General features: G+C 36.9%; 14 protein-coding genes and 1 rRNA gene. 4 read left to right on the forward strand and 11 right to left on the reverse strand.

What is annotated here, in order from left to right; genetic code table 11:
• A 16S ribosomal RNA gene (locus ACLIBG_RS00005) occupies positions 1–351 on the reverse strand; the annotation flags it as partial.
• 1,001 nt (positions 352–1,352) lie between these two features.
• Between ACLIBG_RS00005 and ACLIBG_RS00010 the strand changes: the two genes are divergently transcribed.
• Positions 1,353–1,733: a YgzB family protein gene (locus ACLIBG_RS00010; protein WP_439310642.1), complete on the forward strand. Its 381-nt coding sequence runs from the start codon at positions 1,353–1,355 to the stop codon at positions 1,731–1,733.
• Positions 1,734–1,901: 168 nt separating this feature from the next.
• Positions 1,902–3,641, forward strand: coding sequence for a chorismate-binding protein (locus tag ACLIBG_RS00015; protein WP_439310643.1), 1,740 nt, complete (start codon positions 1,902–1,904; stop codon positions 3,639–3,641).
• Between the two features lie 169 nt (positions 3,642–3,810).
• Here the strand turns inward: ACLIBG_RS00015 and perR are convergent, their stop codons facing one another.
• From perR to mutY, 8 genes are all read right to left on the reverse strand, one after another.
• Entirely contained in the window at positions 3,811–4,248 is a 438-nt protein-coding gene (gene perR / locus ACLIBG_RS00020) for a peroxide-responsive transcriptional repressor PerR (protein ID WP_439310644.1), read from the reverse strand.
• A 165-nt stretch (positions 4,249–4,413) separates the two neighbouring features.
• A complete protein-coding gene (locus ACLIBG_RS00025; RefSeq protein WP_439310645.1) occupies positions 4,414–4,971 on the reverse strand; it encodes a cob(I)yrinic acid a,c-diamide adenosyltransferase in 558 nt (185 codons plus the stop codon).
• Positions 4,972–5,141: 170 nt separating this feature from the next.
• Positions 5,142–5,579: an ion channel gene (locus tag ACLIBG_RS00030; RefSeq protein ID WP_439310646.1), complete on the reverse strand. Its 438-nt coding sequence runs from the start codon at positions 5,577–5,579 to the stop codon at positions 5,142–5,144.
• Positions 5,580–6,097: 518 nt separating this feature from the next.
• Complete coding sequence (locus ACLIBG_RS00035) at positions 6,098–7,072, reverse strand: DNA/RNA non-specific endonuclease (protein WP_439310647.1); 975 nt, start codon at positions 7,070–7,072, stop codon at positions 6,098–6,100.
• 495 nt (positions 7,073–7,567) lie between these two features.
• Positions 7,568–9,334: an ABC transporter ATP-binding protein gene (locus ACLIBG_RS00040; RefSeq protein WP_439310648.1), complete on the reverse strand. Its 1,767-nt coding sequence runs from the start codon at positions 9,332–9,334 to the stop codon at positions 7,568–7,570.
• Between the two features lie 79 nt (positions 9,335–9,413).
• Positions 9,414–9,941, reverse strand: a complete 528-nt coding sequence (locus ACLIBG_RS00045) for a DUF402 domain-containing protein (protein WP_439310878.1) — start codon at positions 9,939–9,941, stop codon at positions 9,414–9,416.
• 320 nt (positions 9,942–10,261) lie between these two features.
• Positions 10,262–10,435, reverse strand: a complete 174-nt coding sequence (locus ACLIBG_RS00050) for a gamma-type small acid-soluble spore protein (protein WP_439310649.1) — start codon at positions 10,433–10,435, stop codon at positions 10,262–10,264.
• Positions 10,436–10,538: 103 nt separating this feature from the next.
• Positions 10,539–11,606, reverse strand: a complete 1,068-nt coding sequence (mutY, locus tag ACLIBG_RS00055; RefSeq protein WP_439310650.1) for an A/G-specific adenine glycosylase — start codon at positions 11,604–11,606, stop codon at positions 10,539–10,541.
• A gap of 97 nt (positions 11,607–11,703) precedes the next feature.
• Here mutY and ACLIBG_RS00060 point away from each other — a divergent pair, with 97 nt between their 5' ends.
• A complete protein-coding gene (locus tag ACLIBG_RS00060) occupies positions 11,704–12,690 on the forward strand; it encodes a metal-dependent hydrolase (RefSeq protein WP_439310651.1) in 987 nt (328 codons plus the stop codon).
• A gap of 44 nt (positions 12,691–12,734) precedes the next feature.
• On the opposite strand, the gene ACLIBG_RS00065 is transcribed toward ACLIBG_RS00060, so the two are convergent.
• Positions 12,735–13,070 carry a YfhH family protein gene (locus ACLIBG_RS00065; protein WP_439310652.1) on the reverse strand — a complete coding sequence of 112 codons (336 nt, stop codon included), beginning with the start codon at positions 13,068–13,070 and terminating at the stop codon, positions 12,735–12,737.
• A gap of 35 nt (positions 13,071–13,105) precedes the next feature.
• Positions 13,106–13,915 (reverse strand): recombination regulator RecX, encoded by an 810-nt coding sequence (gene recX / locus ACLIBG_RS00070; RefSeq protein ID WP_439310653.1) that lies wholly within the window; start codon positions 13,913–13,915, stop codon positions 13,106–13,108.
• Positions 13,916–14,078: 163 nt separating this feature from the next.
• Between recX and ACLIBG_RS00075 the strand changes: the two genes are divergently transcribed.
• A complete protein-coding gene (locus ACLIBG_RS00075) occupies positions 14,079–14,975 on the forward strand; it encodes a TIGR01777 family oxidoreductase (RefSeq protein ID WP_439310654.1) in 897 nt (298 codons plus the stop codon).
• The last annotated feature ends 270 nt before the right edge of the window (positions 14,976–15,245 follow it).

Raw genomic sequence — 15,245 nt, forward strand, 5'->3', positions numbered from 1 at the left:
CGTGTCTCAGTCCCAGTGTGGCCGATCACCCTCTCAGGTCGGCTACGCATCGTTGCCTTGGTAGGCTGTTATCCTACCAACTAGCTAATGCGCCGCAGGCCCATCTGCAAGTGACAGCTAATGCCGCCTTTTACCGAGCAATCAGGAGATTACTCGGATCATCCGGTATTAGCTCGCGTTTCCGCGAGTTATCCCGGTCTTGCAGGCAGGTTGCCTACGTGTTACTCACCCATCCGCCGCTCGTTCCACAGGCTTCCTCCCGAAGGATTCCGCCTGCTTCCCGCGCTCGACTTGCATGTATTAGGCACGCCGCCAGCGTTCGTCCTGAGCCAAGATCAAACTCTCCATAAAAGTTTGTGCGATGATTAACACCGGTTAATCACCTTTATATCTTAGCTTGTTTCATTTATAGTCAGCTTCCTTAATAGAAAGATCTGACTTGTAGAGGAAAAACACGGAGGTGTTTTTCACTCTGACATACGAGTTGTTTTGTTCAGTTTTCAAGGAGCAAATTATGTCGACCACCAAAATGGCGACTTTTATAATATACCACAGCAATAAATAGAAAGTCAATCATTATTTCAGAAAAACTTTTTTCTTTTTTGCTGTGTACTTGGTTGTATTTTTACAACGCTAATAAATATAGCATGGCAAATAACTTAAGTCAACTGCAATTTTAAAAAGAACCGAAATATATCGACTTAATGTAGTGACTAAAACAGAGTATTGCTTTGTTTAACATTATTTATGCACACCATTTAAATAAGAGCATGTTCAACTAGGTGAATAAAAAACGAAAAGATATTTATGGGAGCGTACCACCAAAACATAATTTTATTCGATATATAATGTAACATGGTCTTTTTTAGCTGCTCCCTGTCTTAAAAAATACAAAAGTAACTTTGCTCACAGCTGTCCAGTTCGACGTAACAATTCTTCAAAACTTCCTTCAGCACTTTACAACAGCAATACGAATGCCGTATTTCCCCTTTTGATTATGATGAAGAGCCAGCTGATTACAGCCTTCCGACATATCCCCTTTTGCAAGTCTTTACCTTATGATGGCGGTAATCCGATATCTTTGGAAGAGTAAAAGCGCAATAATGAAACTCGATCAACATCATTTACCCAGTCACATCGAACATAAGAATTGTCCTTGCGTAGTCTTTATGAATCTAAATAAGGCGCTCGCTCCTTATTTTTAGAGAATTTATAGAATAGTTTAAGATAAGTACTTTTATCTTTTACGCTTTTTATTCTCATTTTTGAACTCGTACTTACTAGTATGCTTTTAATAAAATTCTATAAAAAGTTATGCTATAATACAATTGAATCTTTGGAGGAGGACAAGCATGGCACAATTAGTATACTCAAGTAAAATTAACAAAATCCGTGCATTCGCACTTATTTTAATATTTGCCGGCATTGCGATTATGTATCTAGGGCTTCTGTCCAAGAAAATTGAATGGTTAATGGTATTGTTTTTCATAATTGGGGTTTTATTCGTTCTAGCCAGTACAGTCGTTTACTTATGGATCGGGATGTTATCTGTCAAGGCCATCCCAATCATTTGTCCCAACTGTGAAAAACCAACGAAAATGCTAGGTCGTGTAGATGCATGTATGCACTGTAAACAACCGTTAACTATGGACAAAGATCTGGAAGGTAAAGATTTTGACGAGAAATACAATACCCGGAAATATAGAAAAGAAGCCAACAAAAATAAAATATAATAAAAATCCGTCTCTTAAGGACGGATTTTTTAAAACATGAAAAGAATCCTTCTTGTCTCTTATTATAAAACGCATTGCTAAACAATAGATTTATCTCGATATACAGTATAAAATTGTGCGGCCGATCCGATCATTTCAATCCCAATAACAATATAGAAGGAGTATACAATGGATACATTTGAAACAAACCCTTCACTTTATTTTAATTTTAAAAATCATTCAGGGAAAATTACTCCCCTTCTATTTAATAACGCTGAAAAAGTAATTACTGCCAATAAAGTAGAAGACGTTCTCCCCTGTCTCAAAAAGGTGCAGGAAGCAGTTAAGCAAGGATACTACGCCGCAGGATATGTCAGCTATGAAGCAGCACCTGCATTCGATGCAAACAATAAGGTTTTGCAAAACAATAAACTGCCTCTACTTTGGTTTGGCCTTTTCACGAAACCGTCTTCAGAAGTAATTGATCATAAAAAAACATTCCACCTTGACTCATGGGATCCATCGGTAACAAAGGAACATTATAATAAAAATGTTAATTGCATTTTGCAAGATATCGACTTAGGGAAAGCGACACAAGTTAACTATACTATCCCGTTTCATTCGGGATTGGAAGGGAGTGCCCTTGCTTATTACAAGCAACTCGAGAAGGCACAAGAGTCCAATTACTCCGCTTATTTAAATATTGGAGACTACTCAATACTGTCTGCATCCCCCGAACTTTTTTTTCATTCTTATAATGGAAAAATTACGTTAAAGCCGATGAAAGGAACAGTCGAACGAGGGAAAACATATGAACAAGACGTGACAAACAAACAATGGTTAAAAACTTCTCGAAAAAACCGCATGGAAAACAAGGTCATTGCAGATTTGATGTGTAAAGACTTGCAAAAAATTGCGAATGAACGTTCTATCCAGGTGGAAAATCCTTTCGAAATCGAAAAATATCCAACCGTGTTCCAAATGACCTCGACTGTTACAGGTGACCTTTTACCAGACGTGAATCTAATTGATATATTTCAATCACTATTTCCCAGCGGATCAATCACGGGGATGCCGAAAAAGGAGTCAATGGAAGTAATTCAAGCACTCGAAAATGAACCAAGAGAAGTGTATTGCGGAGCCATTGGCTATATTACACCCGATAATGAAGCAATATTTAATGTACCAATTCGTACTGTTCTTTTAGACAACAATACCGGAAAAGCTTCTTATCATGCTGGTGGTGGAATTACCGCTCACTCAAAAGTGGACGAAGAGTATAAAGAAGTTGTAGCTAAAGCAAAAATATTAAATAAAAAGCAAGTCGACTTCCAGCTTCTTGAATCGCTTTATTTAAATAATGGTGAGTATTTTATATTGAATCAACATTTTAAGCGTCTAAGTCAATCTGCCGAATATTTCAATTTCCAGCTCAATTTGGGAAAAGTCAGTGATGGTTTAAAAGATTTCGCCGCCAAAGCCGGCAGAAATAACAGAAAGGTTCGCTTGCTCGTTGATAAATCTGGTAAATACTCCATAGAATCCACTGAATTACAACCATTACAACCAAAATTAACTGTAACCTTATCCGACGAACCAATTAATAAAGAGAATGCGTTTTATTATCATAAAACGACAAAAAGAGAAATATATCATGCTCATCTTAATAATGAGACCTTTGATACGCTGATGTGGAATACAGACAATGAAATAACGGAATTCACCATTGGTAATATTGTTGTTGAATTACATAATGCCTTGCTCACACCTCCCGTTTATTCTGGCTTATTGGCAGGGACTTTTCGAGGGAAATTACTGGAGGATGGAGTAATAAAAGAACAAACCATTCATAAAAATGATTTGCAATCTTGTACGAACATTTGGCTTATAAATAGTGTAAGAGGTTGGGTTCCCGTTCACTTGATATAGGAAATTAAACGGACTTTTGAATCAAGTTCATGATTCTAAGACAAAATTATCCGCAGCTATTGCTAAAAAACGCCCGTTAATTAGGACATAAGAAAGCCCGGCCGGAGACATTCTCCATTGGCCGGGCTTACAGCTTATGATTATACACTTTTTACCACATAACAAAATCTTAATGACTCTTGACAGCCGTACAATCCGGGCAATTTCCATAAAGCTCCAACCGATGGTGACTTACGTTGAAGCCGGTTATCTGCTCAGCCAAGGACTCCACTTCATTAAGTGAAGGGTAGTCAAAGTCAACTATTTTTCCACATTCATTACAAATAATATGGTAATGGGCGTCTGTGTTACTATCAAATCGGCTGGAAGAATCTCCATAGGTTAGTTCCCGCACTAATCCGATTTCACGTAATATACGTAAATTATTATAAACAGTGGCTACACTCATATTCGGGAATTTACTTTCCAGCGCCTTATAAATTTCATCAGCTGTTGGATGGGTCATTGATGTTAAAAGATATTCAAGAACCGCATGACGTTGGGGCGTAATACGGACACCCGATTCCTTTAAAGTATCGATCGCCGATTCCAATCTATGATTCGACACCGTCATGCACCTCACTTTCACTATATTCAATCAAACATAAGTCATATTATTAAATTATAACCTTTATAATTAGTGTACCTGCTCCATATCGATTCTGTCAATGTTAGTATATTAAAGATGAACTGGCAATATGACTTTTATGGGAAAATCATTCATACATTTCATTTAAAGATCTGCATGTAATGTCTTTTCATCCCCACCAAGCTCATTGTTAATATAGCGCGATGCAACAAATAAAAAATCAGATAGGCGGTTTATATAAGTCAAGACGAGCGGGTTTATAGATTGTCTATCCAATCCAGCTGCAATACGTTCTGCCCGTCTTATGATCGTCCGTGCAACATGTAAAGCGCCGGAAACTTCATGACCCGAAGGTAGAATGAAATTTTGGAGCGCAGGCAGTTTTTCATCCCATTGATCAATTTGTTCTTCCAGTTCCTGAACATGCTCTTCTTTTAATTCCCATGCAACTTTACGATCTGTCGGTGTAGCAAGCTCGGAACCGACATGAAATAAAATCGTTTGCACTCGTTGCATTTTACTAATAAATACTTCTTTCTCATTCCAAGTCTCTTTTTGCAGTAAACCTATTGCAAAACCAATCATGGAATTTGCTTCATCACACGTGCCATATGCATCTACACGCAAATCATTTTTCGGAACACGTTGCCCATAAACAAGCGATGTCGTGCCTTTATCGCCGGACCTTGTATATATACGCATAAATAACCTCTTTTCATCGAATTGAATACTTTCATTTAAATACAAGTTTTTTTACTTTACACTTTATCGAATGACATTATTTGCATTTCTCCGTTTTAAAAAATAATAGAGCATCGTTCAATTTCATTTTACTTAACGCTGTTCATAGTTATAGTATAACAAAAAATCAGCTATTCTTCTTTTCTGTCTGTCGTCGTTTGTACAAGACGCAACACAAACGCTGTTGGTAAAATATATCCGATCAGTGCTTGTATCAATGCAATTAATCGTCCAATTCCAACCGGTGTGACATCTCCATAACCAATTGTTAATAAGGTAACCCCACTAAAATACAATGAATGGATTAATGTTCCGATGATACTTACATTTCTGAATTCACCATATTCAATAAGGACAACCCGGTGGAAGGACAGAATAAAGTAAATTAATCCAAAACCAATGATTACAATTGTATAAATAACAATTAACGTATAGAAAATTTCTATGGAAAAACGACTCTCTTTCATTTCCATTGTAAATTTAATTTTCCCACCTAATATAAATTCCATAATACTCTTTAAAATAATAAAGCAAATGATGCTTATAATAAGCGTCGATATGATATCCATGCCTATCCCCTGCCATTCATTTTTTTGCTATATTATTTATATGCTTATCCATTCATCCTTTAGTCTTTTTTCATGGCAGAAAAAACAAGCCGTATCGATTCGCCGTTTTATTTGTTATCTAACAAAAAATAAACTCACTCGCCGCATGATAACTGATTCGGTTTTGGAGTACAAAACAGTAAAAAGTGATAAACAGACACCCTTATTGGTTAGGTACCTACACTGTAAACGACACTGCCTTACGCATGTTTCTGTAAGTAGAGGGGGAAACAGTTTTATGGACGGAATCAATTCAAGTACCACTCCACGCTCCCGTTCGTATTCCTCAGGCCACCTCTATTAACCATTGTAAGGTCAATCAGAATTTATTTCTGATTGACCTTATAATACGATTGCGGCCGATTGTTTAATACCTAGTTATTCAATTTAGTCATTAAATATTTAGCATCTCTTCCAACACCACAAACAAGTGCAGAGCCACGTTTTCAACGAGGAATACGTTCTTTTGTTTATTGATTTTATTCCCCAACCATTCCATCTCCATCATTATCTCGCATAAAGGGGTATAACCAATGGTCGTCCCTTACAGGCATAGTGAAGCCTGCATCTTTCGCTTCTTTAATTGTTACTTGTCCATTACCATTAGCATCAACGCTAGAAACATCAGCTTTTTCATCAGAACTAGGAGATTTGTTACTACCTGTTAAACCTAACGACTCATTAACTTCGTCGGGATTTAAATTATCGAACGTATCTACAACTGCGTTACCGTTTATAGTATACGAATACTGATACTTTGATGGTATTTGTGTTTCCGTATCCGAGTAAGAAATGACTGCTTCAAAATTAGTAGCCCCACCTGCGTTACGTATTGCATCCACCATGTACGCTTGGTCACCATGCCGGTTAAGTGAGCTTTCTTGAGGTGTAATATTATAAGCATTTGATACCCCGCCTAAAGAGTCAGCGATAACATGACCTTCATCTAATACATCACTTTCGACACCCGGAACTTTAGCCTCGTCAGAGAAGTATCTACCCGACGATAGGACTGGTTCTGTACTATCATTTTGTAGAATAATTTCTTCAGTAACGACTTTCACTAACTGACCATACTCATTAGTGAATGCCCAGTATTCCCTGTCACCATATCCTATATCTACTACAACACTTGATTCTCGGTCTCCGCTTAAATCACCACCATCTACCTCAATTAGTTCGTATCCTGAAAAAAGGTCACCATTTGCTTCAGTTGGTGCTTCTTCTAACACTGGTTCATCAATAACTGTAGTGGTATCTTCTTCCTTTTCACTAATTGTATTAGATGTGTTTCCTTCTTGTGAACCTGTTTCATTATCCTTAGTAGAATTATCTGTAGTTACTTCTTGTAATTCTATTACTCCCTCGGTAATGCTTGCATCATCTATGTTGGTACAACCAACTATAAAGATAATCGATAAAAGTAAAGTTAAATAGTTCATTTTTTTGTTCATTTTAGGACTCTCCTACAAAAGTGTTATATTGTTCACTCTAAAAAATTTGAAATGTTAACTTATTGATACTTCCAATCACGTTACGAACATCGGGTTTATCAAATTTATCCTTTACTGCCAGCTAATAGATGATATAAACTTTTTCATTCTACTTTTATGCCGTTAGTTCTCGACAATTTTAGCGCTGACTTTAACAAGTATTTCATTCACCGGACAAATCAGCTCTATTGTTAGCAGATGTATTGATTAATAACATCGTCATCCTACTTATTCTAATGTCGTTTTGAATGCTAATACGTATGTAAATAATCGGTAAATGGTGTTGTAAAGGCAAAAGATAGAGGTCCAAACCATATGTGATTTAGACCTCTAACTTGTGTGTTATTTGACCTTTGCACCTCCAAAACCGAACCCGTTACGCGCATGAGTCTGTTCGTTTTTCTGAATGGCCTTGTTCCCGAAACGATTTTACTTTTTTTGCTTTCGCAAAGCTGTTTATATTTCTTTCACTAAAGCTCCGTCATCGAGATGCTGTACTTGATATAAATTATAATAGGTTCCTCTTTCCCTCATCAACTCTTCGTGAGAGCCGATTTCCACAACCTTCCCATGATCAATAACGACAATGCGATCGGCATGCGTAATCGTCGCCAGTCGATGCGCTACTATAAAAGTAGTCCGGTCATACGCCAGCTTCCCCATCGCTTCCTGTATATGATGTTCGCTTTCTAAGTCTAGGGAGGAAGTTGCCTCATCAAATATTAATATCGGCGGGTTCTTCAAAAACACACGTGCAATAGCTACACGCTGCTTTTGACCTCCTGACAGCTTCACTCCGCGTTCACCAACAAGCGTGTCATAACCATTTGGAAGATTTGTAATAAATTCATGGGCATTAGCAGCTTTTGCAGCTGCAATTACTTCTTCATCCGTTGCATAAGGATCTCCCATGCGAATGTTCATGGCAATCGATTCGCTAAATAGAATATTGTCTTGTAAAACCATTCCGATATTATCTCGCAGCGAGCGAGCTTTTACATCACGTATATCCATGCCATCTACTTTAATGGAACCACCCGTTACATCATAAAACCTTGGGATCAGACTGATTAATGTCGATTTTCCGCCGCCGCTCATTCCGACAAGGGCAATCGTTTCCCCTTTCCGAACGGATAAATTCACACCTTTTAATACATCTCCATCCTCTGCACTGTATTGAAACGAAACATTTTCAATAGATATTTCTCCTCTGACACGGTCTAGTTCAATCGCATCATCTTTATCTTGAATATCATATTTCTCATTGAAAAATTCAAATACCCGATCAATGGAAGCGATCGATTGGGTTAACATCGTTGAAGAGTTAATTAAACGGCGTAGCGGGCTATAGACCCTCTCCATATATCCGACAAATGCAACCATCGTTCCCATCGTTAGATCTCCTATAATTACTTGATATGCTGCATAAGCGATAACAAGCAATGGTGCCAAATCGGTAATTGTATTCGTCACAGCAAATGTTTTAGCATTCCAACCTGTGTGTACAAGTGCTCTATTTAAGAAATTCGCGTTTCGCTCGTCGAATTGCTCATGTTCATAATCTTCCAATGCAAACCCTCTGGTCACAGGCATTCCTTGAACACGTTCGTGCAGGTGTCCTTGTACTTCTGCAAGTGCTTGAGAGCGATCACGAGTTAATCGACGTAACCTCCCATAAAAATACTTTACAGCTAGACCAAAAAAAGGGAATAATATAATGGAAACAATCGTCAAACTAACATCCATTGTCATCATAATAACAACAGCAATCAATATAGTCATAATGTCGAGCCATACGTTCATTAAGCCAGTTATAACAAAGGTCTTCGTCTGCTCCACATCATGTATTACCCGGGAAATAATCTCCCCAGTTTTCGTCTCTGAATAAAATTTAAGACTTAGCTTTTGAATGTGATCGAATAGGCGGTCACGAATATCGTATAAAATATTGCTGCCTACCCACTGAGCTAAATATTGGCGATAGTATTCCACCGGTGGTCTTAAAACAAGAAAAACGAAAAAAGATATACCCATTAGCCAAAATAATTGATTTAACTTTTCTGATTGTGCCATATCCGCATTAATAATATTGTCGATAACGAACTTCAATATTAAAGGAATTAATAACGGTATGGCAAACTTCACTATACCGATGAGAACCGTTCCAAAAATCGACCATTTATAAGGTTTAACAAACTGCATATATTGTTTAATACTACTCATTTACTATCTTCCTCAAATTCATTTTAATTATCTTGCTCCAACAGAAAACCTTGCTACTTCATACTGTAACAAGGTGTTATTAACTGTATGTCAAAAAACGTTCATACCATTGATCAATAAATCCTGGCATAAAAGGACCTTTTCGCTGTCTGGACCAGCTTAATAAGTAATCTATATGCGTATATAGTATTTTATCCAGAATCTGCGGATAATCCATCATAACTTTATGATGTTCATATTCATCTTCGTCGACTAACTCGTAAGTCATATCTGGATATATTTTTATATCTAGATCGTAATCAATATACTTAAGTACGCTATTTTCAATTAAAAATGGCGATCCTATATTACAATAATAGTAAATATCATTGTCACGAAGCATCCCTATTACATTAAACCAATAATTTGAATGAAAATAAAAAATAGACGGTTCCCGTGTATTCCAAATTCGACCATCACTTTCTACTACCTTTGTTTTATCATTAGCTCCAATGATAACTTCCTCAGATCCATGTAAAACTGTATTTTCTTTCCATGTGCGATGACGGTTGCCATTATGTTTATAGCTTTCAATAACTATTTGTGAGCCAGCATTCGTAGCGTCCATACTATCGCCCTTTCCACTCATTCAACAACTTGCCGTTTACTATTAATTAGTATAATGGTATTGATATATATTTTAAAGTTATATGTTCAATATATGTAGTCTACTCTCATTTCATCTATAGATTTGTCTTGTTAGTAAGCTTAAATTCAGTCTAGTCAGCTGTTTTATGACATTTATAGAAAAGTGAAAAGTAAAAGAAGCATTCTTAACATATTTGCTAAGAATGCTCCTTTTTTATAGCAACGAAAAAGAAAAGATTCTTTTTGCTGCGAATGCGGAACTAGGCTAACGTCTTTTTATTTTTGACGAAAACCCGATACTTACTTTTTATTTTGCTTCGACTTTTGGTTTTGTTTTCTAACCTCTTGGGCATCTGTTTCGGATGCAAACTCCGTACCATATTGCCCTTGTGCAGCTTGTTGATTTTGTTTCTTCACTTTTTGAACGTTAGTGCCTGAAGCTGTTTGGTTTGGCTTTTTTGGATTTTTAGCCATTGGTATCACCTCCGCAATTATAACTTTTCCATTTTCATAAAAGTTATCCGTAAAAAATAATTGGAATTTTATACCGTATGCGTAAGGTCCATTCGGGGAAACGTTATGTAATATATTTTTTCACATTTAAATGAGAGACTGAAAAAGGAAGACGATCCATCTCCTCTTTTGATTTAAATTGGAGTCTTTCTACACCTCTTTGATTAATTAACGTCGCTTCAAATACATCCAATTGCCAAATTAAATGAGAGAATACATGCCTTAACGAGCTCTTTTTTTCAACGAGTTCAATCTCCAGTCCGTATTCTCCATACATCCAGTTTTCAATATGTTCCATTCCGATTTCATTAATTGGAACCATTGGAAATTGCCACATATTGGCCAATAACCCTTTATCATCTCGTTTTTCAACAGCATAATCATTATTTGCATTTTTTATTAACAAAACAACATATGGAACAACTTTTTGTTTTTTTGCCTTTGATTTAATCGGTAGCTCTTTTTCCATTCCCGTCGAAAATGCCTGACAGTGTTTTTGCACTGGGCAGAGCATACATTGAGGGGTTCTTGGGAGACATACGAGCGCACCAAGTTCCATAACAGCCTGATTAAATGACGAAGGATTATCAGCTGGAATAATATGTCTGATATAAACTTCGAATTGTTTTTTTACCTTTTGTAGAGCTATATCTTCTTCTATTTGAAGTATTCGGGAAAAAACACGCATAACATTCCCATCTACTGCCGGCTCCGGTTTATTAAAAGCAATGGAAAGAATAGCCCCTTTTGTGTACGGCCCAACCCCTTTTAAGGCACCTATTTGTTCAGGCACATCCGGGACACGTCCATCGTAGGATGAAACAACCTCCCGAACAGCATGGTGCAAATTTTTTGCCCGTGAATAATATCCAAGTCCTTCCCATTCTTTTAGCACGGTTTGTTCATCTGCTTGCGCCAGTGCTTGCGGCGTTGGGAATTGTGCAATGAATCGGTTGAAATAAGGGATAACTGTATCAACCTTTGTTTGTTGCAGCATTATTTCTGACACCCAGATTTTGTATGGGTCTGACGTCCGTCTCCACGGAAGATCCCGTTTATTTTCTTCATACCAATCGATTAAGTCTTTCTGGAATTTATGATTGTTAAAATCTTGTAACTCTTTTATGCTCATCTTATCACTCCATTGTGGTACAATAATATCGTAAAATGACATTAAATCTTTTCCAATTATATAAAAATTTCAGCATAAACCTTGGGAGGTTTTCTATATGGATACAGGTACCCATATCGTTATGGGTGTAGCGCTTGGTGGTTTGGCCACCTTGGATCCTGTCGTTCAAAATGACCCCGTATTGTTTCAAGCCGTATTTGCTGGGGCAATTGCAGGTTCACTCGCACCGGATTTTGACACGATATTAAAATTAAAAAACAATGCTACTTATATTCGCCATCACCGTGGTGTGACCCACTCGGTACCAGCTCTTATAATTTGGGGCATTTTAATTACGGCAATTATATACATGTTTGTGCCACAAGTTAATATTTGGCATTTATGGATTTGGACGTTTTTAGCCGTTATCATCCATGTGTTCGTCGATATATTTAACGCATATGGAACCCAGGCATACCGACCATTTACAAATAAATGGATAGCCCACGGCTTTATAAATACATTTGACCCATATATTTTCCTGCTTCATGTCGCCGGCATCATTGCTTGGATGCTTGGAGCAAATCCTGGTTTTACTTGGATCATCGTTTATATTGTCGTGTTCTTATATTATGTAAAGCGGTATTTCGATAAACAGGAAATCGTTAAAAAAATCCACGACTACTTTCCAAACACGGAGCAAATTGCGACATCGCCGACAATAAAACAAAATGAATGGCGAGTAGCAATTACGACAACCGATCGATTTTATGTTGGCACAGTAGAGCATGGACATATTCAAATTATTGATGAGTTTGAAAAAGTGCCACTACCTGATTCATCAATCATTAACGCAGCAAAGGAAGATAAAAATATATCCGCTTTTTTATCTTTTTCACCTGTATATCGATGGGAAATAAATGAATTTGACTATTTTACTGAAGTGCGACTTATTGATTTGCGTTATCGTTCAAAAGGACACTATCCTTTCGTAGCCGTGGCTCAAATTAACAAGCATATGCAAGTGGTAAATTCGTATACTGGCTGGATATTCTCCGAACGAAAATTGCAAAGAAAACTGTACTTTGGTGATAACCCAACCTAAAAAACAGCAAGGGATGCTTCCTTGCTGTTTTTTGATGTGAAGATTTACTCATCAGCAATTTGATCTCCCAGCATTGCAATTGGAATAGCTTCCTCCCTGTCATACATTTCGTTAAGCAAGTTAATACGATGTCCCCAGGCCATCACACCATTTATATAGTTTATTTTAAACGTGTGACCCGGATCGCTATTTAAATTATAAATTTTTCCGGATTGGAATTCATCCGGATTTAGCATATAAGACATGACGATTTGCATTTTCCGCTCATTAATAGCTACTTTACTTAACTGTCCAAGCTGTTCTGCCTTTTGTGCCTTCTCTTTTAGCTTCCCTACTTCTTCACGCAATTGTTCTATTGTATAATCACTATAACGTGTCATTACTATCATCCTTCCCCTAATTTTCACTCCATTTATTACTCGATAACTTTATCCAAAAATTTGTTGATTATGTTCAATGCGAATCCTTGCCGATATAGTCCTTCTTTCACTTTGTTCTTCAATTCATAGCCATCCAGTTTTTTTTCATGGCGCTGCAAAATTTTTTTTCCGTGATATAAAACAGCTTCCCACTCTTCAACATCTTTATCTTTTACTACGAGATCAGCCACCACATCCCGGATAACATCTTCTGCAAATCCTTTTTGGGCCAATGATGCCTTTATTGACTGCAGCCGTTTTTTAAAGGCGTTTTTTTTCTTTTGTTCAACCCTTTTTTCGGCCCACTTCATTGCAATATTATATTGTCTTTCATACGTATATTGTTCTATTGCTTGGGCTGCAATTCTGTTTGATACCCCTTTAGAAGTCAGCTCCTGCTTTACAAGCAACGGACCTTTTTGTGACATGTTTATCCGGTTACGGACAAAACTTTTGGAAAAAGCTTCATCATCAAGCAGATTTTCTTTTTCCAACTTATCAATAACACGTGGGATTTGTTCCGGTTCAACTTCTTTTTTTAATAAATAGTTCTCAATTTCCTGCTTCGTACGCATGCGATAACTTAAATAACGAATTGCCATTACGTAAGATTGGTGAAACGTTTCCTCATTAAGAATTTGTTGACGCACGGAATGTTCAAGCTTCATCCCTTTTTTAATATGATATTTAATTAAAATATCTTCGTCTATACCAAATCCGAATTTTTCTCCTTGGCCTTCATCAAAGTATATATTATACCGTTGCTTATTCTTCTTTTGCGTCGTAATTCGAGATATTATTGCCACATAATTCACCTCTTCCGTTATCATATCATGAACGAAATATTGTATGGTACACTTTATACAAGTAAACCTCGTTTTCTGAAACGTTCTTTAAATTAACAAAGTAACTAAAAACATTAACAAAAGTACAAGCATAGAAAATAAACATTAAGACGGAGGATTAATGATGAATATATTAGTAACTGGCGGAACAGGATTTGTCGGCCAAAGACTTGTGCATCAATTATGTAAACGTGGGTACCATACATTCATCCTGACACGATCTCCTGATAAACATACAAACAAAAATAGAATTACGTATATTGATTATTCCATACAACCGGAGGAACTGCCAATCATTCACGCCGTATTTAATCTTGCCGGAGATTCCTTATTCGGTTATTGGACAAAGGAAAAAAAGAAATCTATATTTACGAGCAGAATGCAAGTTACAGATAAAGTTGTTCAATTGATAAAACAATTGAAGCAAAAACCAGAGGTACTTATTAATGCTTCCGCAGTCGGTTATTATGGAATGTCGGATGAAATGATTTTTACCGAAAAAACAACTACTCCTGGAAACGACTTTCTCGCTAATGTAGTTGTTAACTGGGAAAAAGCTGCACAGAAGGCAGTAAATTTCGGCATACGAACGGCATATATACGTTTTGGCGTTATTTTAGGCCGAGATAGCGGAGCTCTTCCGCTTATGGCCCTTCCGGTAAAGTTTTTTGCAGGTGGAAAAGTTGGGAAAGGCTCCCAATGGATCTCCTGGATTCATATAGACGATGTGATTAATATTCTTTTATTTTGTCTCGATCATAAGCAAATAACGGGACCTGTTAACGCCACCGCTCCACAGCCAAAACGTAACAAAGATTTTACAAAGGAATTAAGTAACACATTACACAGGCCGTATTGGTTTCCTACGCCTGCACCGATTATCCAATTAGCACTAGGAGAAATGAGCGGACTGATTACTCACGGTCAATTTGTCTTACCTGACAAGCTGGAAAAGCACGGTTATTCCTTTCTTTTCCCTGAAATAAAAGGAGCATTAAATGACCTCTTTCAATCATCCTAAAACTTACAAAAAAATATTAAAATATATTTTCTTTTGAAATAAATCATTGTAAAATAGAAGTTAGTAAGGTCATCACGTACTGATAAAACAAATCTATAGCAAGTGATTTTAATATTAGTAAAAAACAAATAAAGACACTGTATTATTGGGAAGGCAAATGGTGCGCCACCAGATTTAACTGGTTCTAGTGGGTTCGATTCCCACCCCGAATTTTTGTTGCAATTCAAATAAAAATTCGTGGGTAACCTTGCCTTTTCTATATTTTTTAGG

Origin of the sequence: Virgibacillus sp. W0181 (assembly GCF_051846915.1) — a bacterium.
GTDB lineage: Bacteria > Bacillota > Bacilli > Bacillales > Amphibacillaceae > JBPYCR01.